This window comes from Bifidobacterium platyrrhinorum, assembly GCF_010667645.1.
GTDB lineage: Bacteria > Actinomycetota > Actinomycetes > Actinomycetales > Bifidobacteriaceae > Bifidobacterium > Bifidobacterium platyrrhinorum.
In genome coordinates this window covers 183,322-204,774 of record NZ_WHZV01000004.1, presented here as the reverse complement: position 1 = coordinate 204,774, position 21,453 = coordinate 183,322, and the positions used below count along the sequence as shown (strand labels likewise).

The window sequence follows — 21,453 nt, the reverse complement described above, 5'->3', positions numbered from 1 at the left end:
GCCCGCTACTTCTTCTTGGCGGCCTTGGGCTTGGCGGCTACCACCGGCGGGCGTTCGAAGCCCTCGTTGGCGGCAAGCCAGTCGATGTCGGCCTTCACGGTGGAGGCGGTGGAGCCGATCTTCTCCGCGATGCGCGTGTTGGCCCAGCCCTTGGCGGCGAGCTTCTTCACCTCGGCGCGGCGTTCGGCGCGCTTCGCCTCGACGGCGCTCACCTTCGGCGCGGCCTTCGCGGCCTTGGCCCCCTTCGCTCCGCCCTTGGCCGAAGCACCGCGCGAACCGCCGCGGCCGCGCTTGGTCGCCGGGCCCATCGCGCGCTTCTCCGCGAGGATGCGGTACGCGTCCGCCGGCTCGATGGTCGCCGGATCGTACTGGCGCGGCAACGTGCGGTTGGTCTCGCCGTCCGTGAGGTACAGGCCGAAGCGGCCTTCTTTGATGACGACCGGCTTGCCGCTTTCCGGGTCGTTGCCGAGCGCGCGGATCGGTGGCTTGGCGGCGCCGCGGCCGCGGCCGCGGTACTTGGGCTGGGCGAACAGGTCCTTCGCCTGGTCGATGGTGACGGTGAAGATCTCGTCCTCCGAGTTCAGCGAACGGGTCTCGGTGGAGCCGTCCGCCTTCGTCTTGGTGAGGTACGGGCCGTAGCGGCCGTTGTTCGCGGCGACCGTCGAGACGGACACCTCGCCGGTCTCGGTGTTCGTCTCCTCGTAGGAGCCGACCCCGCGCGGCAGGCCGAGCAGCTTCAACGCGTCCTCGAGCGTGAGCGATTCGGGGCTCATCGTCTTGAACAGGCTCGCCATCTTCGGGCGCGGGGCGTCCGACTTGCGCGAACGGCGCGGCGCGGGCTTGCCCGCGGCCTCCGCCTCCTTCGCGGCCTGACGCGCCGCGGCCTCCGCGGCCGCCGCCTCCGGCGTGATCAGCGCCACGTATGGGCCGAAGCGGCCGTTGCGCACCTCGACGGTGCCGCCGGTGGCCGGGTCGGTGCCGAGCACGCGCGGCCCTCCGGAATGGTTCTCGATGAGGTCATGCGCCACCTCGACGGTGAGTTCGTCGGGCGCGATGGTGTCGGGCAGGGAGGCGCGCTTCGGGTTGCCTTCGGCGTCCAGATGCGCCATGTCCTCCAGGTACGGGCCGTAACGGCCGACGCGCACGTGCAGGCCGTCGCCGATCTCGATGGTGTTGATGGCGCGCGCGTCGATCTCGCCGAGCTGCGCGACCTGCTGCTGCAGGCCCTCATGCGCCTCGTCGGCGTTGTGCGCGGCATCGGCGCCGGAACCGAAGTAGAAGCGGGTGAGCCATTCGCGCCCGGTCTCCCTGCCGTGCGCGATCTGGTCGAGGCCGTTCTCCATGTCGGCGGTGAACTGGTAGTCGACGAGCTTGGGGAACTTCGTCTCGAGCAGCTTCGTGACGGCGAACGCCAACCACGAGGGGATGAGCGCGCGGCCGCGCTCGTACACGTAGCCGCGGTCGATGATCGTGGAGATGATCGACGCGTAGGTGGACGGGCGGCCGATCTCCTTGGCCTCCAGGGTCTTCACGAGCGAGGCCTCGGTGTATCGGGCCGGCGGCTGGGTCTCATGCCCGTCGGCGTGCACATCGGAGGCGGCGAGCTCCTGGCCGGTGGACATCGGCGGCAGGGAGGCGTTCTCCTCCTTCGCCTTGCCGTCGCCATCGGCCTTGCCGGATCTGCCCGCCTTGTCGTCAGCATGCCCTGCGGCCGCACGGCGCCCCTCGCCGGTGGCCTTCATGAAGCCCGGGAACTCGATGACGGTGCCGGAGGCCTGGAAGATCGCCTCGCCGTCGCCGCCGGCCGGTGCGGACAGCTTCACCGTGGCGGTGGAACCGGTGGCGTCGGCCATCTGGGAGGCGAGGGTGCGCTGCCAGATGAGCGTGTACAGCTTGAGCTGGTCGACGGGCACCTTGCCGCTCAGCTCCTGCGGGTCGCGGAAGCGCGCGCCGGCCGGGCGGATGCATTCGTGGGCCTCCTGCGCGCCGGCGGTCTTCGTGGCGTACTGCTTGGGCGCGTCGGAAAGGAACTTCGAACCGAAATGGTATTCGACCGCGTCGCGCGCGGCGGCGATCGCCTCCTGCGACAGCGTGACCGAATCGGTTCGCATGTACGTGATGAAACCGTTCTCGTACAGGCCCTGCGCGGCGCGCATCGTGGCGCGCGAGCTCATGCCGAGACGGTTGCCGGCGGTCTGCTGCAGCGTGGACGTGGTGAACGGCGGCAGCGGGCGGCGGCGGTACGGCTTGGATTCCGTGGACACGACGGTGAACGCGGCATCCTTGAGGTTTGCCGCCAGCGCACGCGCCTGCGCCTCGTCCAGCTGCCGGACGTTGCCGGCGAAGCCTTCGGGCGTGAGCCTGCCGTCCGGCCCGAAGTCCTTCGAGACGGCCAGACGCTTGCCGCCGAGCGCGGTCATGCGCGCGTCGAACGTGACGGCCTCGCCCTCCGCGTCCGGCGCGGACAGGGTGGCGGTCAGATCCCAGTAGGGCGCGCGGACGAACGCCATGCGCTCGCGCTCGCGCTCGACGATGAGGCGCGTCGCGACGGACTGCACGCGGCCGGCGGACAGGCCCGGCCCCACCTTGCGCCACAGCACGGGGGAAAGCTCGTAGCCGTAGAGGCGGTCGAGGATGCGGCGGGTCTCCTGCGCGTCGACCATGTCCGCGTCGACGTCGCGGGTCTGGCCGAGCGACTTCTGGATGGCGTTCTTGGTGATCTCGTGGAACACCATGCGCTTGACCGGCACCTTGGGCTTGAGCGTCTCGACCAGGTGCCACGCGATGGCCTCGCCCTCGCGGTCCTCATCGGTGGCGAGGTAGAGTTCGCTGGCGTTCTTCAACGCGGATTTGAGTTCGGAGACGGTGCGCTTCTTATCGCCGTCGACGATGTAGTAGGGCTTGAAGCCGTCATTCACGTCGACGCCGAACTTGCCGTACTTCGCCTTGTCGACGGCGGGCACCTGGCTGGGCTGGGCGAGATCGCGGATGTGGCCCACCGATGCCATCACGGTGTAGCCGTCCCCCAGGTATCCGCCGATCTTGCGGGCCTTGGTGGGAGACTCCACGATCACCAGTTTGGTGCCGTTAGCGGTTCCCTTTGCCATGACCTCTCCTTATATCTCTGTCGTTCGTGGAGTCATCATACCCACCAGCGGTGGTCAGCCCGCGCGTCAGCGGCGCTTCGGCGGGGCCGGCGGCGCGCCGACGAGGCCGAGTTTGGTCAGCGGCGCGGCGGTGAGCTGGCGCGTCACGAGCGCCAGTCCGAACGTGAGCGCGACGACGCCGACGATCATGATGACGGACGCGGCGACCGAGCCGGAACGCGCCCACTGCGCGCTCATCAGCAGGCCCGGCGCGACCTGCCAGACCACGTATGCGGCGTACAGGCAGGCGAGGGCGCCGCCGGTGACGGCGATGGACCCGACGATCTGCACGCCGGCGGAGGAGCGGCGCTTGCCGGTGGCGTCCATGCCGGACGCGCGCGTGAACGCGAGGACGATGAGGGCGATGCCGCCGACGAGCGTGACAGCCATGACCACATCGGAGGGGCGATGCCACTGGCCGTGCACGACGGACATGCCGACGAACGCGCTCCAGCAGACGCCGACGAGCGCGGCGACCCAACGCCAGCCGCGCGACACCGCGCACAGCAGCGCGACCGCGGCGGCGACGGCCAGGATCGTATGCCCCGAAGGCGCGGAATTGCCGGCGGTGATCTTCGTGTGGATGATGAACGGACGCGGCAGCACGTCCTTGAGCAACGAGGCGGCGAAGCACAGCACGCCGAAGACGACGAGCTGGCCGAGCAGCCACCAACGTTTGCGTGCGACCGCGACGACGGCCGCGACGACGGCGAGCAGCGCCGAACCGATGAGCACCACGAGATGCGTGCCGAGGCCGAGCATGGCGGCCAGCCATCCGGGCACGAGGCCGTTGAACGAGTATTCGACCATATCGTCGAAGGACTGGCCGGTCTCCGTGTGCACGCCGAACCAGTAGACGCCGGCGGCCGCGGCGAGGAGCAGCAGACCGAGGACGAGGCACAGCACCCTGCTGGATACGCGCGGACGGCGGGCCAGCGGATCGTCCTCGACGAGCATGCCGTGCCGTCCGACGCCGGATGTCTTCGCGGCGTCGTCCCCGTGCGCGCCGTCCGTGGGATCGCCGTCGTAGTCGGCGATGTCGGACAGGGTGACGGGCGTCTCCTTGACGGTGGGGATGTCCAACGGCTCGAAATCGCGCAGCAGATTCACCGGGGCATGGGGGTCGCGGATCTGGGGATTCGTGGGTTGCTGTTCGTCGGTCATGCACCCCAGACTAGCCCACACGCATAGAAAAACCTCCACGCACCCGCAAGAGGCCGCTTACCCTTGCTGCATTCCTGCCCTGGGGGAGTTGGGCGACGTAGCGCCGCGTGGAGGCTTCGACCACTATACACCATGCCGGGACCTCGTGGTGTCGCGCTCCCCCACGGTAGTATTGGTCGCAATCGAATCGCACATCGCGGGTGAAAGGATCGGTGTCGTATGGCTGGTAACGGGGCGTCGCAGGCGGGAAGTCCGCGGTATCCGGATTTGGTGATTGTGGGCGCGGGCCTGTTTGGTTTGACGGTGGCGCAGCAGGCGGTGGAGCATACGGGCGCGCGCGTGCACATCATCGATGTGCGTGGTCATATCGGCGGCAACGCGTACAGCTATTTCGACGAGGAGACGGGCGCGGAGATCCACCAGTACGGCGCGCATTTGTTCCACACGTCCAACAAGCGCGTGTGGGAGTACGTGAACCGGTTCACCGAGTTCACCGACTACGTGCACCGCGTGTACGCGACGCATGACGGCGTCGTCTACCCGCTGCCGATCAACCTCGGGACCATCAACCAGTTCTTCCGTGCGGCGTACACGCCCGCCGAGGCACGCGCGGTCATCGAGGAGCAGGCGGGCGAATTGGCGGGCACGGACCCGCAGAACCTCAACGACAAGGGCATCCAGCTGATCGGCCGTCCCCTGTACGAGGCGTTCATCAAGAACTACACGGGCAAGCAGTGGCAGACCGACCCCTCGGAACTGCCCGCGTCGATCATCAAGCGCCTGCCGGTCAGGTTCAACTACGACAACCGCTACTTCAAGGACACGTGGGAGGGCCTGCCCAGGGACGGGTACACGAAGTGGATGGAGCGCATGATCGACGATCCGAGGATCACCGTCGGACTGGGCGTGGACTTCTTCGACGAGTCGCAGCCGTACAACAAGAAGGCGCTCCAGGCGGCGGGCGTGCCGGTGGTGTACACGGGGCCGATCGACCGGTACTTCGACTACGAGCTCGGGGATTTGAAGTGGCGGACCGTGGACTTCAAGGAGGTCCGCTACGACGAGGGCGACCATTTCGGCTGCCCGGTCATGAACTTCTCCGACGCGGACGTGCCCTACACGCGCGCCATCGAGTTCAAGAACTTCAACCCGGAACGCCGCGACTCCCAGAACCCGGACAGGACCGTGGTCTGGCAGGAGTACAGCCGGTTCGCCGAGCGCGGCGACGAACCCTACTATCCGATCAACACGGACGAGGACAGGAAACTCTACGCCCAATACGAGGCGAAAGCCAAGGCCGAGCCGAAGACCGTGTTCGGCGGCCGCCTGGGCACGTACAAGTACTACGACATGCACCAGGTCATCGACACCGCCCTCACCGCCTACGAAACCCAAGTCGCCCCGTTGCTCAACAAGTAGGGGTATCCGGCACCGGGCCCGGAGACGGCATCGGCACACACGGGGGCGGCTGGCTACCGGGCGGGACACGCGCACGCCCGGCCTCGCCAGCCGCCTCCGTTTTGTGAGGATTTCATACACAAACCGGCCGCCAAGCCCCCATCCAAGCCCATTCCAAGTCCTTTTTTCAAGGCTTATGGCTACGGTGGAACCTATGGTTTCACATTCTCGTAACGGCAGAGGTCATGCCAGGGGAACGGCGGAGCGCAAACCCGCCGCCCGTCATTACCGGGGCGGCAACCATCGCGTGAGCGGCGGAAAGGGCCCGAAACTCAAGGGCCGCAGCAAGCATCTCGTACTCAAGTGGCTGCTTGGCCTGATCGCGGCGGGGCTCGCCGCCGGCATCGGCCTGTTCGCATACCTGTATTCCACCACGGAGATCCCGCAGCCGGAGAAGATCGCGATGGCGGAGAACACGACCGTCTACTTCAGCGACGGCACCACTGAGATGGGCACCTTCTCCGAGCAGAACCGCGACATCATCAGCTGTTCCACGCTGCCCGACTACGTGGGCAACGCCATCGTGGCCTCCGAGAACCGCACGTTCTACACCGACAAGGGCATCGACCTGCGCGGCATCGGCCGCGCGATCGTCAACAACGTCACCAAGGGCACCCGCCAGGGCGGCTCGACCATCACCCAGCAGTACGCGGAACGCTATTATCTGGGCGAAACCACCTCGTACACCGGCAAGCTGCACGAGGCGATCCTCGCGTTGAAGATCGCGCAGAGCCAGGACAAGAGCGAAGTGCTGTGCAACTACATGAACACGATCTACCTCGGTCGCGGCGCGTACGGCATCCAGGCGGCGGCGAAGGCGTACTTCAACAAGGACGCGAAGGACCTCACGCTGTCCGAGGCGGCCACGCTCGCCGGCATCATCCCCTCCCCTTCCGGCTGGGACCCGGCGCAGAACCCGAAGATGGCAAAGCAGCGTTTCAACCGTGTGATCCGCATCATGCGCGAGGACGGCTACATCACCGCCAAGCAGGCCCGTGAGGCGAAGATGCCGGGCACGGCGGAGATCAGCCAGCAGGACGTCTACAAGGGGCCGAACGGCTATCTGCTCCAGATGGTGCGTGACGAGCTGGAAAGCCGCAAGGCGTTCACCAAGGACGAGCTCGACACGGGCGGCTACAAGATCGTCACCACCATCGACAAGTCCAAGCAGGACCTCATGCAGCAGGTGGTGAGCCCCTCGTCCAACGGCATGCAGGGCGTGGTGCCCGACGGCATGCAGTTCGGCGCGATGAGCGCGAACCCGAAGGACGGTTCGATCATCGCCCTGTATGCGGGCGACGACTACCTCACCAAGCAGCTCAACAACGCCACGCAGGCGCAGTACGAGGTCGGCTCCACGATGAAGCCGTTCGCCCTGCTCGACGCCGTGCAGGCGGGCGTGAGCCTGGACACCCTGTTCAACGGCAACTCCTACCGCACGTACCCGGGCATCACCGGCACGGTGAGCAACTTCGGCGGCGAGAACATGGGCACCATCAACCTGTACAAGGCGACGGCCATGTCGTCGAACACCGTGTACATGGATCTGCAGACCAAGCTCGGCACGAAGAAGATCGCGCAGACGGCCCGCACGGCCGGCGTGCAGACCACGGCGCTCGACGGCTCCGAACCGTACACCGTGCTCGGCAACAACGCCCTGACCGTGGAGGACATGACCTGGGCGTACGCCACGCTCGCCAACCAAGGCAACAAGCCCACGCTGCACATCGTGGCGGCCGTCAAGGACGGCGACGGCAAGGACCTCTACCAGGCGCCGACCGGCACCGAACGCGTGTTCGCCGCCAACGACACGAACCTGGTGACCAAGGCGCTCACCGGCGTGGTCCAGTCCGGCACGGCGACCGAGGCCCGCGCCATCGGCCACAACGTGGCGGGCAAGTCCGGCACGTCGAACAACTCGTACGCGGCGAGCTTCGTCGGCTACACGCCTTCCGTGGTGTCCACGTTCGCCATGTGGTACCCGGACGCGAACGGCAACCCGCAGGAGATCCCCGCGTTCGGCCAGTGGACCGGCGGCTCCGACTATCCGGTGCACCTGTTCACCCAGTACATGACGCAGGCGCTGAGCGGCACCGACAACGAGGCGTTCCCCACCGCGAAGGACAACGGCAAGGTGGGCGGCTCCGACGGCACGTGGGGCCTCGGTTCCAAGACCGCCACCAAGCAGAAGTCCGATGCGGAACTGCAGCAGGAGGAGCAGGACAAGCAGTGCGCGGCCGACCCGCAGTCCAGCTCCAGCTGCCCGGGCTACGTCGACCCGAACGCCGGTGATTCGAACGGCGACGTCAACGACGGCACGGGCGACAATTCCGGAAGCGGCGACGGCAACTCCGGCGACAATAACGGCAACAACGGCGGTTCCGGCGGCAACGGCGGGGACAACGGCAACAACGGCGGAGGCAACTCCGGCGGCGGCAACGGCAACAACGGCGGGGACAACAACGGCGTCGTGAACGGCGGCTGACCGTCGGCCGCAGAGGGTAACGGCCCGTTCCGCGTCGGCGGGGCCGTTACCCCCCCCCCCGCCGGCACGGTTTCCCGGCGACGCCCGGCAAACCGCCCGCAACGGGAAAAGGCTCCGTGCGAATCATTCGGATTCGCACGGAGCCTTTTTCCGTATGGCCGATTACTCAGCGACGGCCGGCGTTGGCGCGGTTGATCGCGGAGATGATCGCCTTGAGCGAGCTTGTGATGATCGAGGAGTCGATGCCGACGCCCCAGATGATCTGCGCGTCGTCGTCCTCGCCCACCTGGCACTCGACGTAGGAGGCGGCCATGGCGTCCGTGCCGACGGACATGGTGTGTTCCACGTAGTCCATCACGGAGGCCTCGATGCCGAAGTTCGACAGGGCGTTGAGGAACGCGGCGATCGGGCCGTTGCCGATGCCGGAGACCTCGCGCACCTGCTCCTCGTCTTTGCCGACGTTGATGCCGCGGTCGAGCACCTTCGCCTTGAGCACGGTGTCGGAACCGTCCTCGCCGGAGGAGACGGACACCTTGAGCAGCTTGAGGCGGCCCCACGGGGCGAGTGTGGCGTCGTGCGTGTCGCCGACGACCACGCCGGCGGCGGTCATGCCCGACTGCTCGACCGGCAGGTACTCGTCCTTGAAGAGGCGCCAGATGTCCTCGTCCTTGACTTCCTTCTTGGTGTCGTCCGCGTACTTCTGCACGATCTTGTCGAACTCCACCTGCAGGCGCTTCGGCAGGTCGAGGTTGTGGTTCGTCTTGAGCAGGTACGCCATGCCGCCCTTGCCGGACTGCGAGTTGACGCGGATGATCGCCTCGTACGTGCGGCCGATGTCCTTCGGGTCGATCGGCAGGTACGGCACGAGCCAGACGAAGTCGTCGAGGTTGGCGCCGGCGCGGTCGGCCGCCACCTGACGGGCCTCGAGGCCCTTCTTGATGGCGTCCTGGTGCGAGCCGGAGAACGCGGTGAACACGAAGTTGCCCGCGTACGGGTGGCGCTCGGAGATCTTGATCTGGTTGCAGTACTCGACGGTCTTGCGGATCTCCGGCACGTTCGAGTAGTCGATCTGCGGGTCGACGCCCTGCGTGAGCAGGTTGAGGCCCAGCGTGACGAGGTCGACGTTGCCGGTGCGCTCGCCGTTGCCGAGCAGGCAGCCCTCGACGCGGTCGGCGCCGGCGAGCACGGCCAGCTCGGTGGCGGCCACGCCCATGCCCTCGTCGTTGTGCGGGTGGAGGGACAGCACGATGGAGTCGCGGTCCTGCAGGTGGGTGGAGACGTACTCCACCTCGTCGGCGAACACGTTCGGCGTGGTCATCTCGACGGTGGCCGGCAGGTTGATGATCATCGGGTGCTCGGGGGTCGGCTTGATGACGTCGATCACCGCGTTGCACACCTCGACGGCGTACTCCGGCTCGGTGCCGGTGAACGATTCCGGCGAGTACTCGTAGTAGAGGTCGATGCCCTTGGCCTCGCCCTCAAGGCTCTTGCACAGCTCGGCGGCGTCGGTGGCGAGCTTCTTGATCTCGGCCTTGTTCTTGCGGAACACGACCTCGCGCTGCAGCACGGACACGGAGTTGTAGAAGTGCACGACCGCGCGCTTGGCGCCCTTGAGCGCCTCGTAGGTGCGGCGGATGAGGTGCTCGCGGCACTGGGTGAGCACCACGATGGTGACGTCGTCCGGGATGAGCTCACGCTCGATGAGCATGCGGATGAAGTCGAAGTCGGTTTCGGAGGCGGACGGGAAGCCCACCTCGATCTCCTTGAAGCCCAGGGAGACCAGGAGGTTCCAGAAGCGCAGCTTGCGCTCGGAGTCCATCGGGTTGACGAGCGCCTGGTTGCCGTCGCGCAGATCGACGGAGCACCAGCGGGGCGCGCGCTGGAGCTTCTTGCCCGGCCAGGTGCGCTCCGGGTAGTCGAACGGCACCTGCTTGTCGTAGGCGACGTACTTGTTGTAGGGCATCCTGCTCGGCTTCTGCGGGTCGCCGATGAAGCGTGCGGGAGGCAGCAGCGGGTCGTTGTTCCCTCCGTTGGATGCCGCGGCCACGGCCGCGAGATCGAATACCGATGATTGATCCTGACCCATCGTTCCTCCTTACTTGATTGCTGGCCGAACGTCGCCGGCCACATGGGCGCCGGAACACTGCCGCCGGCGCGGGAATCGTTTACGCGCATGTAACATGCGTAATTCCCCATCCTACCGGCGGCGCATCCCAACGCCTCGCCGTCGTTCACCTGCCGGCCGGCGGTGTTCCGCCACGCGCCGCCGGTCTAGACTGAAGGCATGACACTGCGTTTCCGTGAGGACGGCACGTTCCGCGTGCTGCAGATGGCCGACATCCAGGACAAGCCCGACGTCGACAAGGACACGATCCGCCTCATCGGGGAGGCGATCCGGACCGCCGACCCCGATCTGGTGGTGTTCACCGGTGACCAGATCCGCGGCTACGACCCCGCCTACATCGACACGTTCCTGCGCCGCCGCGGCGAGGAGCCGGGCGCGCGCGTGCGCCTCGTCACCGAGATCGAGGCGAAGCTGCAGGGCGTGCGGCGCAAGATGGCGCAACGGCGCAACCCGGACGTGCCGCCGGTCGACGACGTGGTCACGCCCGACGAGCTGATGGACGACACCCGCCGCAAGGTGCGCGACACGTTCGCCGCGTTCCTGGGCCCGGTGATGAACGCGGGCGTCCCGTTCGCCGCCACCTACGGCAACCACGACTTCCAGTGCGGCATCCTCGCCGACGAGCAGGACGGCATCTACCGCGAGTTCCCGGGCTGCCTCAACCCATGCGCCGGCTCCGGCGACCTCGCCCTCGAGCCGGGCACGTTCGCGTTGCCCGTGGAGGCGTCCGACGGGTCGGGCCGTGTGGCGATGGGAGTGACGATGATCAATTCCGGCGACTACGCGGAGAAGAACACGCCCGCCGAACGCGACGCGCAGTATCCGCTGTACGCGACGAACCCGCGCCGGCTCGACCTGGCCGATTCCGACGGCTACGGCACCCCCTCCCCCGAGGCGATCGCGTGGCTGGAATCCTCGCAGCGGGCGTTGGCCGCCCGCAACGGCGGCAAGCCGGTGCCGACCATCGCGTTCCAGCACATCCCGCCGCAGGAGTTCTACGACGTGCTGAAGGAGGTTCCCGCCTGGACGCCGAACGCCGTGGAGGGCGCACGCACGCACGCGGGCCGCTGCTACGTGCTCGACGAATCCAAGTGCCGCCCCGGCTCAAGGCTCGGCGAGGCGATCGGCTGCGCGGACGAGAACGTGGGCGAGGTGGATGCGATGCGCGATGCGGGCGGCTATTTCGCCCTGTTCTGCGGCCATGACCACAAGAACGCGTTCGTCGGCCATTCCGACGGCATCGATCTGGGGTATGCGCCCACCTGCGGATTCGAATGCTACGGGCCGAAGTCGCGTCTGCGCGGCATCCGACTGTTCGAGTTCCGCGAGGACGACCCGGCCGCCTATGTGACGCACATGCTCACGTGGGGCGATCTGGTGGGCCGCTATTCCGGCAACGAGGTGCGCGTGTGGTTCGAGGACCATTGCGTGACGGACGGCGCAAGCGTGCGCAACGAGCTGCGCCGCCCGCAGGTGTTCGCCACGCTCGCCGCATTGGGCGGCGCGGCCGCCTACTGGCTGGCGCGATCGTTCCGGCGGAAGCCCGTTTCCCGGAGATAACCGGCGGCCCATCTTCCGAAGATAGCCTACGGAAATACTCTCTGCGGCGGATATTACGGAGACAATCACGACATGCGCAGGAACAGCGCGTCTGCACCGTGGTCGGAGGCCAGCGCGACGGCCTTGCGGCTGGGGTCGAGCCCGCCCACGCCCCACGCGCCGGTCTCGTCGCGGATCTGCCCCAGTGTGGTGCCGCCGGAGTACCACTGCCATGTGCCGCACGGCTTCATGCCGCTGCGCCGCTGGTCGGCGGGCGTGGCCCTGTCGCCGATGGTCAGCGAGTCGGCGTCGCATTGCAGCTCGTAGCCGGCGTCGGTCTTCCTGATGGAGGAGAACCGGCCGGTGATGTTCACCGTGCTGGAAGGCGTGTCCGAATTGAGGTGGGCGGCGTTCTCGTCGTCCGCGGCCGTGTAGGCGGCGTTGAAGGTGCCGTCGGAACGCAGGGTGAGATCGGTGCGGGTGATGGCGGAGCTGGACCAGGAGTAGTTGCCGGCGACCTCTTTGAACATCGCCTTGCCCGCGGCGGAATCCGGGGACGCGCTCGAGGAAGAGGAGCCGGAGGACGACGAGGATGAACCACCCGAACCGGATGAACTAGACGAACCACTCGAACCGGACGAACCGGACGTGCCGGAACCGTTCCCGGAGGCGGAGGCCTCCGCGGACCGCGCGATGGAACGGGAATCCTGCCATGCCGCCACGCCGTATCCGATGAACACGCCCGATGCCAACATGACCAGACAGGCCACCGCACCCACGATGGCGATGAGTTTCGTACGACGGTCCTTCATCATCGAATCCTTCCGCTATTCCCCGTTCCGTGATTCCAGTCTCGACCCACATGACGACGAAAGGCCGTGCGCGGGCCGTACGGCGGACGACGTCTTCCGGACCATCGGCCCCGGATCGCTCCGATCCGACGATCATCGAGACGTGGTTTCCCACACGGCCCGCGCACGGCCTTCATGGGGCTCCGTCCGTCGGGGACGGGCCGGAGATGCGGGCCAAAGCCACCGGGCCGAAGCCCCGGGCGGGAGGTTGTCGGGGCGAAGCCCTCCCCCGGACCGCATCTCCGGCCCGGCAACCCGGCCCGGCGACCCAGTTCCCCGGGCTACTGGAGGTAGTAGACCGTGTCGGTCGTGGGCGCGTTGTTCATGTGGTAGCCCATGAAGTAGAGGCACGGCTTGCTGCTGTCGAAGTCCCCTTCGGAACTCGCGTTGAACGGGGTCCCGCCGTCCGCCACATCGAAGGTCGCGCCCTTGAAGATGTACAGCGGGTTCAGCGGACGCTGGGTGATGTTCGCCTCGATGACGTCCATGCTGTCCAGGCAGTCCGATCCGCTGAGGCTTTCGCCGCTCATCGTCTTGCACTGGTAGTCGCTGTCCGGGCCCGTCAGGTCCAGGAACGGGGCGTCCTCGGGGCTGGAATAGTACCGGTCCCAGCTGCCCGTGCGCATCGTGAGCTTCGTCGCGTGCGAGTACAGGTCGGGGCTTTCGCCGTCCTTCACCTTGAGCGTTCCGCTCTTGTCCAGCGTGACGCAGCTGTCGTCGGACTTGAGGCAGTACGTGCCGGCGATCGGCGTGAAGTCGCCGTCGTCGACCGCGCTGCGGATCTCGTCCTCGGAGTACGTCTTCGACTTCTTCGACTGCTTCGCGTCCGTCTTGTCGCCGCTGGACTTCGTCTTGGACGAACCGGTGTCGACGTTCGCGTCGGGCAGGTCGTCCCAGTCGTAGCTGCCGGCCTGTTCGACGAGGTAGTAGGCGGTGTCGTCGCTGGGCGCGGGCTTCATCTTGACGATCTTGTCCTTGCCGCTGCCGTAGCCGTTGTACGGCAGGAACGGGTTGGAGTTGGCCATGCCGTTCGACATGGAACGCGCCGCCGTGGTCTTGTCGTACAGCTTCGGGTCGCGGTAGAGCAGGAACGGACGGTCGGTGTCGACGGACTTCTGCTTCTTGGCGGCCGCGAGCGCGTCCTTGTCGAAGAACCCGTCGTTTTCGAGGCTCTTGAGATCGGCGCCCTCCGGCACCACCACGAAGTAGTCCTGCATATGGTATTCGCCGTCGTCGCAGGTCGTGCCGCCCACGCTGTTGCCATCCACGCGGGTGCTGCCGCACCAGTAGTTGGTGAGGCTCTGGCCGGGCATGAGCTCGAACGCGCCGGTGTCGCCGGTGAGCAGGTAGCCGGCCTTCGAGTTGCTGCAGTACGGCTGCTGGATGGCGTCGCAGGAGATCAGCGTGGAGTATTCGCCGTATTCGGTGCCGTCCTTGCCGGTCGGGTAGGGGATGCTGCCGGTGTCGAGGTCGTCGCCGCTGTCCTTGTTGTCGAAGGTGATGCAGTCGCCGGCGTTGTTGCACCATGTGCCGGAGGCCACGCCGGAGACGCCGAGCATGTTCGTGGATGCGCCGGTCTCGGGCGAATTGTGGATGCTGTACGCCTCCTTGACGCCCTTCGCGTCGATGCCGTAGTAGAGCGTGATCTCGTCGCCTTCGGACATGGCCGAGCCGGGCGCCGGGTCGGAGCCGGTGATCTTGCCGACGTTCTTCTTGGAGGAGAAGCGCGGCCTCATGGTCACGTCGTAGCCCTGCGATTCGAGGTCGGACTCCACCTTGTCCTTGTCCTTGCCGATGATGTCGGCGCCGAGGCCGTCGCCCTTGGTGGCGACGCCCACGAAGATGCCCTTGTCGAGCTCGTCCTTGGCGACGCCCTGGCCGGCGGCCGGGTAGGTGGCGACCACGCGGCCGGCGGGGGTGTTCTTCGTGTCGTTGACGATGACCTGCTTGTAGTGCACGGGCACGCCCATGTTCTCGAACGTGGAGACCACCTTGTTCACGTCCTTGCCGATGGTGTCGGCGGGCACGCCCGGGCCGGCGGACTCCTGCACGGTGACGGTGGATCCGGCGTCCACGCGCTCGCCCTGGCTGAAGCCCTTGTAGCCGACGAAGACGCCGGCGTCCGAACCGGAGAACACCTTTTCGGTCTTCGTCTTGAGGCCCTTGGCCTTGAGCGCCTCGGTGACGTCCTTCGCCTTGACGACCGAGCCCTTCTTGCCGTTCTTGCCGGAAGCCTGCGAGGTGATCGACGCCGGGTCGGGCAGGGACTTGCCGCCCCACACTTCGGAGCGGTAGGTGAGGAACGCGGCGAGACCGGCCACGATCACGGCGACCAATGCGACGATGCCGATGACGACCGGCTTGCTCAGTTTCTTCCGGGCCGGGGCGGCGGCAACGGCCGCGGCGTCCGCCGGAACGCCCGCGGCCGCGCCCGCGGGCGCGGCCGGAGCGGGGTTCTCCCCCTCCGCGGGCGGCACGAACGCGGGGGCCGGTTCGACCGGCGGCATGGCCTGCGTCGGGTTGTCGACGGGTTCCGCGACCGGAGGCATGGCGGTCGTTTCGGCCGTATCGGGCGTGGGAACCGGAGCCGGGACGGCCTGTGTCGGGGCGGCTTCCCCGGTTTCGGCCGGTTCCGCCGGCGTTTCGGGCGTGGGGACCGGCACGGGCGCATGCGCGGTGCTCAGCACCGTGGCGTCCATGTCCTCCGGTTCCTGCGGCGCGGGTTCCATCGCCAAAGGCGCACCGCAGCTGACGCAGAACTTCGATTCCGCATCGTTCCTGGCGCCACATTGATTGCAGAACATGGCTTCTCTCTTTCTCCTCTTCATCGTGTGCCGATGAAACAGTTCCTGTGGCGACGCCTGTCACGGGGCCACCCCTTTATCCTGCCGTTACCAACGGTAGCGCCCGCGGCCGCGGGAATCGCGAGCCGTCCCACGGAACGCCCACGGAACGCCCACGGAACGCCCGCGGAAACCCCGGCGGTTCCTCCCCGCACGCGGCCGCCCCGGCGGTCGGGCACCCACGCCGGTCAAGCGTGCCGCCCGGTCATTTCACGTCCTTCACGGTCGCGTCGGGCAGGTCGCTCCAGTCGAGGTCGCCGTCCTGTTCGACGAGATAGTAGGCGGTGGCGTCGCTGGGCGCGGGCTTCATCTTGACGAGATGGTTCGCGCCGTTGTCGTTGACGGGCACGAACGGGTTCGTGTTCAGGCCGCCGTTTGCGGGGACCTTGGTCTGGTCGTACTGGCTCGCGTCGCGCATGAGGATGAACGGCCGGGACGTGTCCACGCCCTTCTGCCTGTGCGCCGCCTGCAGGGATCCGGCGTCGAAATAACCGGAGTCCTCGAGCGCCTCGAGGTCGGAGCCGACGGGCACGTAGAGCAGGAAGTCCTTCATGTCGAAGGTGGGCGTGGCGGAGCACGACATGGGCGCGCCGGTACCGCCCAGCCGGTCGCCGCAGTTCATGAGCCCGCGGCCCGCGTACAGTTCGAACATGCCCCATTGCTTCATGAGCAGGTGGTTCTTCATCGGCAGATCGGACCCGGACAATCCGGACCCGGACAGCGGGACCACGTTCTGGGTGAACGGGGCGAGCCCGAGGGTGTCGTATCGGTCCGAGGGCTCCCGGCCTTTGATCTGCAGGTAGGTGTCGGAGGCGTAGCCGTCGTCCGCCTCCTCCAGCGTGATGCAGTCCTTGGAGACGTCCTGCACCTGGCTGCGGCAGTACATGCCGATCATCGGCGTGGCGTTCTCCTTGAGCACGGTGACGCCGCCCTCGTCCTCGCTGAACAGGTCCATGTTGTCGGACTTGTCGACGCCGTAGTAGAGCGTCACGCTGTCGCCGGGTTCCGGCGCGGAGCCGGGGGCCGGGTAGGATCCGGAGATTTTGCCCACGTATCGTTCGGACGAGTAATGCGGTTCGAGGTCCACGTCGTAGCCCTGCGATTCGAGTTCGTCGACGGCGTCGGACTTGTCGGCGCCGAGGATGTCGACGGGGATGCCGTCGCCCTTGGTGGCGACGCCCACGAAGATGCCCTTGTCGAGCTCGTCGTCGCCCAATCCCACGCCGGGCGCCGGGTAGGTGGCGCTCACGCGGCCTTCCGGCGTCTTGCTGTCGGAGGAGATGACGACCTGCTTGTAGTGCACGGGCACGCCCATATCCGCGAACGTGTCGACCACCTTGTCCACGTCCTTGCCGATGGTGCCCTTCGGCACGCCCGGACCGGCGGATTCCCGCACGGTCACGGTGGAGTCGGCGTTCACGCGTTCGCCCTGGCTCGCGCCGGAATAGCCGATGAACACGCCGCGGTCCGCGCCGGAGAACACCTGCACGGTCTTGGTCTTCAGCCCTTTCGCCTCGAGCGCGGCCGTCACGTCGCGCGCCTTGACGACGGACGTCTTCTTCCCGTTCGCGGCGGTCACCTCCTTCGCGACGGACGACGGGTCGGGCAGGGTCTTGCCGCCCCACACCTCGGCACGGTAGGTGAGGAACGCGGCGAGACCGGCGACGACGACCGCAATCGCCACGACGACCGCGAGCATGAGCGGAAGCCGGTTGCGCGGCGCGGCAGCCAAGGCGGACGGACCGCGCGACGGCGGCACGGAAGACGGTCCGGAAGACGGCGCGGGCGCGACCGTGCCGTCGCCCGGCGTGCCGGCGTCCGACGCCGCGGATGACGGCGGCAACGGCACGGGAGGAACGGATGGCGTCGCCGACCGCGCGACGGGGACGGCGGATGGCCGGGGCGCCGGCTTCCCCTGACCGGACAGGACCGTCGCGTCATCGGCAGCGTCGGCGAGCGGCGCGCCGCATTCGACGCAGAACCGGCCGCCGTCGGCATTGACGGCGCCGCATGTCGTGCAGAACATCGTGGTCTTCCCTCTCCTACGCATGACGAACCGTTTCCAGTCTAGCCATGCGTGGATGGCACGCCGGGAACGACGCCGGCATGGGAAGGAAGTCAGACGAACAGGCTCACGCCGCGGCGCGCGATGCAGTACGCGTTGCCGAGCCACGTGTGGCGCGAGTTGGGCCATACGGCGCCCAACCGGGGAGCGTTCTGGCTCATCCAGATGGACGGCACGCGGCCGTCGGCGGAACGCGAGCCGAGCAGGTTGAAGCCGTTCTTCTCCAGCAGCCATTCCGGATGCTGCGTGGCGATGGCGAGGCCCTCCTCCAGGGTGAGCGGCAGGCGTTCGTCCGAATCGATGAGCTTGCGCGCCACATCCGGTTCGCGGTTCACGTAGCAGGTGCCGGTATGCGGGTCGACGACCAGGTAGAACGGACCCTCCGGTGGCTCGAAACCGTCCTGGGGCAGGAAGCTGGCGATGTCGCGCGGGGGCATGGTGGTGAATCCGGCCATGCGGTAGATGGAGGTTCGCGCGATCAGCGATTCGGGCGAGACGAGCTCGCGCGTCGGCACCAACAGGATGTTCGCGCCCAGGTCGGAATGCTCCAACGCCGTGATGAGCGGGTTGGCGAGCGCCCGGAACGCGGCGGCGCTCATATCCGCCACGTCCGGGTAGCCCAACGCCACGATTCGATCGAGTTGCCTGCGCGCTTCCTGAGATGCTATCGACATGCCTACTACAGTAGCGCGTGCGCGGTAACGCAATGGCGCGGTGATGCGATGGCGTGATGATGCGTCGACGCTCTGACTCTCCGACGCTGTGCCGGGCGGCACCGCACGCCGACCATTGCGCCGGCCATCATGCGGAACCGTGCGGCATGAGGGTGCGCGGTTCCGTAGGATGGTGCCTTAAGTGTGTAACCGCCCATCCATCCCAAGAGGTTCGATATGTCCGAAAAACTGAAGGTCGGCGTGCTTGGTGCCACCGGCATGGTCGGCCAGCGTTTCATCACGCTGCTGGAAAACCACCCGTGGTTCGAGGTGACGACGCTCGCCGCCTCCGCGCATTCCGCCGGCAAGACGTATGAGGAGGCCGTCGGCGACCGTTGGAAAATGGAAGCGCCGATGCCGGAGTACGTCAAGCACATGACGGTGGTCGACGGCGACGACGCCGAGAAGGTCGCCGCGGGCGTGGACTTCATGTTCTCCGCGGTGAACATGCCGAAGGACCAGATCCGCGCGATCGAGGAGCGTTACGCGAAGACGGAGACGCCGGTCGTGTCGAACAACAGCGCGCACCGTTGGACCCCGGACGTGCCGATGGTCGTGCCGGAGATCAACCCGGAGCATTTCGCCGTGATCGAGCACCAGCGCAAGCGTCTGGGCACGACGCGCGGCTTCATCGCCGTCAAGCCGAACTGCTCGATCCAGGCGTACACGCCGGCGCTGGCCGCGTGGAAGGAGTTCGAGCCGCATGAGGTGGTGGTGAGCACTTACCAGGCGATCTCCGGCGCGGGCAAGACGTTCAGGGACTGGCCCGAGATGGTGGGCAACATCATCCCGTTCATCTCCGGCGAGGAGGCGAAAAGCGAGAAGGAGCCGCTCAAGGTGTTCGGCCACGTGGATGCCGAGAAGGGCGAGATCGTGCCGTTCGAGGGCCCCTTGCGCATCACGTCGCAGTGCATCCGCGTGCCCGTGCTCGACGGCCACACCGCGACCGTGTTCATCAACTTCGGCAAGAAGGCGACGAAGGAGGAGCTGGTCGACCGTCTGGTGAACTATACGTCCGAGGCGGCCCGTCTGGGTCTGCCGCATGCGCCGAAGCACTTCATCCAGTACCTCACCGAGGACGACCGCCCGCAGGTGAAGCTCGATGTGGATTACGAGGGCGGTATGGGCGTCTCGATCGGCCGTCTGCGCGAGGATTCGATCTTCGACTGGAAGTTCGTGGGTCTCGCGCACAACACGCTGCGCGGCGCCGCCGGCGGCGCGCTGGAGTGCGCCGAGATGCTCAAGGCGCTCGGCTACATCACGAAGAAGTAGGCGGGGGCCGGCCGGTACGGGGGCTTCGTACCGGCCGCGCCTCATCCGTGCCCCTGCATGCGAAAAGCTTCGCCCGGCGAACTTCGAGGCCTCGCCCGAATACGAACGAACGCCCCTTCCGCATGACTTGTGCGGAAGGGGCGTTCGTTCGTATGAAGGGATAGGGGCGCGTGCCGGTCAGCGGCCGGTGCCGCCGTAGACGACGGCCTCCACCTTGTCGGCGTCGAGGCCGTAGGCGGTGTGCAGGGCCTTGACGGCCTCGTTGAGCTGGTCGAGCGGCACGAGCGCGGCGATGCGGATCTCGGAGGTGGAGATCATGAGCACGTTGATGCCCTTGTCGCTCAGCGCCTGGAAGAACTTGGCGGCCAGGCCGGAGTGGGTCTTCATGCCCACGCCCACGACCGCGACCTTACCGACGTTCGGGTCGACGTCGAAGGACTTGTAGTCGAGATCGTCGTGCGCGTCGAGCAGCGCGTTCTCCACGGCCTTGACGGAGGACTCCGGCACGGTGAAGGAGATGTCGGCGGTGCCGGCGGAGGAGCCGGCCTGCACGATCATGTCCACGTTGATGCCGGCGGCGGCCAGCTCGGTGAACACCTTCGCGGCCATGCCCGGCTCGTTCGGCACGCCGCGCACGGTGGCGAGCGCCTCGCTGCGGTCGTGCGCGATGCCGGAGATGACCGGCGCTTCGGGGCCGAGGTCGGGGAACAGGTCGCCCATGGACTTGGTTTCGTTGTTGTCGCTCATGTTGGTTTCGCTATCGCTTTCGGTTTCGTTACGGTTCGTTCGGATTGTCGCTTCGGTCGATCGGTCGATGCCGTTCAGTCGATGTTCGGCAGGCTGCGCGGGTCGACGCCTTCGGGCACGACGAGGGTGCCGGGGCGGTGCGAGAAGGAGGAGCGCACGTGCAGCGGCATGTTGAATCGTTGCGCGTATTCGACGCAGCGCAATGCGAGCACCTTGGAGCCGCAGGAGGCCATTTCGAGGATCGCGTCGTAGCCGGCGTAGGGGATGCGGCGCGCGGTGGGCACGATGCGCGGGTCGGCGGTGAAGATGCCGTCCACGTCGGTGTAGATCTCGCAGATGTCGGCGCCGAGCGCGACGGCGAGCGCGACGGCGGAGGTGTCGGAGCCACCTCGGCCGAGCGTGGTGGCGTCGCCCTTGGCGTTGATGCCCTGGAAGCCGGCGACGATGGCGACGTCGCCGAGGGAGAGCGCGTTCTTGACGCGGTCCGGCTTGACGGCCTTGATGTGTGCGGCGCCGTAGCGGGCGTCGGTGAAGAAGCCGGCCTGCTGCCCGGTGAAGGAGTGGGCGCGGCTGCCTTCCGCGTGGATGGCCATGGCGAGCAGGCTCATGGAGATGCGTTCGCCGGCGGTCATGAGCATGTCCATTTCACGTTCCGGCGGATTGGAGTCGATGCTGAGCGCCTGGTCGATGAGGTCGTCGGTGGTGTCGCCCATGGCGGAGACGACCACGGCTACCTTGTTGCCTTTTTTCTTCGTTTCGACGACGCGCTTGGCCACACGTTTGATCGAATCGGTATCGGCGACCGACGAGCCGCCGTACTTCTGCACGATGAGAGCCACTGCTATCCAATCTTCTTCCGGATGCCCCGCCCGTCTGGCTGCGGGGATGTTTGCCGCATATTCTACGTAAACGCAACGATTATAAGGATGGCCGAATGGGCGGCACGACCCGCCACCACCATGCGGACACGCCGCGGACGGCGCGGCCGCGGGGCGGACGTTCCCATACCGTCACATCATTCACAGAGTTTTCTCAGGAAACGCCA

General features: G+C 67.1%; 13 protein-coding genes and 1 other RNA gene. 4 read left to right on the top strand and 10 right to left on the bottom strand.

Going from position 1 to position 21,453, the window contains the following annotated elements; all coding sequences use genetic code 11:
• Positions 1-5: 5 nt before the first annotated feature.
• The 3 genes from topA to ffs all read right to left on the bottom strand — a co-directional run bounded on the left by topA (position 6) and on the right by ffs (position 4,430).
• Positions 6-3,107 carry a type I DNA topoisomerase gene (gene topA, locus GFD21_RS06210; RefSeq protein ID WP_163197065.1) on the bottom strand — a complete coding sequence of 1,034 codons (3,102 nt, stop codon included), beginning with the start codon at positions 3,105-3,107 and terminating at the stop codon, positions 6-8.
• A 66-nt stretch (positions 3,108-3,173) separates the two neighbouring features.
• On the bottom strand, positions 3,174-4,310 hold the full coding sequence (locus GFD21_RS06205) for a phosphatase PAP2 family protein (RefSeq protein ID WP_163197064.1): 1,137 nt from the start codon (positions 4,308-4,310) through the stop codon (positions 3,174-3,176).
• A 23-nt stretch (positions 4,311-4,333) separates the two neighbouring features.
• Positions 4,334-4,430, bottom strand: an RNA gene (gene ffs, locus GFD21_RS06200) — signal recognition particle sRNA small type.
• 99 nt (positions 4,431-4,529) lie between these two features.
• Here ffs and glf point away from each other — a divergent pair.
• Both glf and GFD21_RS06190 read left to right on the top strand, forming a co-directional pair.
• A complete protein-coding gene (gene glf / locus GFD21_RS06195; protein ID WP_163197063.1) occupies positions 4,530-5,729 on the top strand; it encodes a UDP-galactopyranose mutase in 1,200 nt (399 codons plus the stop codon).
• A gap of 193 nt (positions 5,730-5,922) precedes the next feature.
• Positions 5,923-8,253 carry a transglycosylase domain-containing protein gene (locus GFD21_RS06190; protein WP_163197062.1) on the top strand — a complete coding sequence of 777 codons (2,331 nt, stop codon included), beginning with the start codon at positions 5,923-5,925 and terminating at the stop codon, positions 8,251-8,253.
• A gap of 166 nt (positions 8,254-8,419) precedes the next feature.
• On the opposite strand, the gene leuA is transcribed toward GFD21_RS06190, so the two are convergent.
• Entirely contained in the window at positions 8,420-10,339 is a 1,920-nt protein-coding gene (gene leuA, locus GFD21_RS06185) for a 2-isopropylmalate synthase (RefSeq protein ID WP_163197061.1), read from the bottom strand.
• Positions 10,340-10,537: 198 nt separating this feature from the next.
• Between leuA and GFD21_RS06180 the strand changes: the two genes are divergently transcribed.
• Positions 10,538-11,938, top strand: coding sequence for a metallophosphoesterase family protein (locus GFD21_RS06180; RefSeq protein WP_163197060.1), 1,401 nt, complete (start codon positions 10,538-10,540; stop codon positions 11,936-11,938).
• 65 nt (positions 11,939-12,003) lie between these two features.
• Here GFD21_RS06180 and GFD21_RS10975 read toward each other — a convergent pair whose 3' ends face one another.
• From GFD21_RS10975 to GFD21_RS06160, 4 genes are all read right to left on the bottom strand, one after another.
• Positions 12,004-12,732, bottom strand: coding sequence for a hypothetical protein (locus GFD21_RS10975; RefSeq protein ID WP_191996878.1), 729 nt, complete (start codon positions 12,730-12,732; stop codon positions 12,004-12,006).
• A 317-nt stretch (positions 12,733-13,049) separates the two neighbouring features.
• Positions 13,050-15,572, bottom strand: a complete 2,523-nt coding sequence (locus GFD21_RS06170) for a PASTA domain-containing protein (RefSeq protein ID WP_225431702.1) — start codon at positions 15,570-15,572, stop codon at positions 13,050-13,052.
• A 244-nt stretch (positions 15,573-15,816) separates the two neighbouring features.
• Positions 15,817-17,637 carry a PASTA domain-containing protein gene (locus GFD21_RS06165; protein WP_163197059.1) on the bottom strand — a complete coding sequence of 607 codons (1,821 nt, stop codon included), beginning with the start codon at positions 17,635-17,637 and terminating at the stop codon, positions 15,817-15,819.
• Positions 17,638-17,729: 92 nt separating this feature from the next.
• Positions 17,730-18,350 carry a DUF5701 family protein gene (locus GFD21_RS06160; RefSeq protein WP_163197058.1) on the bottom strand — a complete coding sequence of 207 codons (621 nt, stop codon included), beginning with the start codon at positions 18,348-18,350 and terminating at the stop codon, positions 17,730-17,732.
• Positions 18,351-18,566: 216 nt separating this feature from the next.
• Here GFD21_RS06160 and asd point away from each other — a divergent pair, with 216 nt between their 5' ends.
• A complete protein-coding gene (gene asd / locus GFD21_RS06155; RefSeq protein WP_163197057.1) occupies positions 18,567-19,661 on the top strand; it encodes an aspartate-semialdehyde dehydrogenase in 1,095 nt (364 codons plus the stop codon).
• A 177-nt stretch (positions 19,662-19,838) separates the two neighbouring features.
• Here the strand turns inward: asd and GFD21_RS06150 are convergent, their stop codons facing one another.
• A complete protein-coding gene (locus GFD21_RS06150; RefSeq protein ID WP_163197056.1) occupies positions 19,839-20,408 on the bottom strand; it encodes an ACT domain-containing protein in 570 nt (189 codons plus the stop codon).
• Between the two features lie 74 nt (positions 20,409-20,482).
• Positions 20,483-21,247: an aspartate kinase gene (locus tag GFD21_RS06145; protein WP_163197055.1), complete on the bottom strand. Its 765-nt coding sequence runs from the start codon at positions 21,245-21,247 to the stop codon at positions 20,483-20,485.
• Positions 21,248-21,453 lie beyond the last annotated feature (206 nt).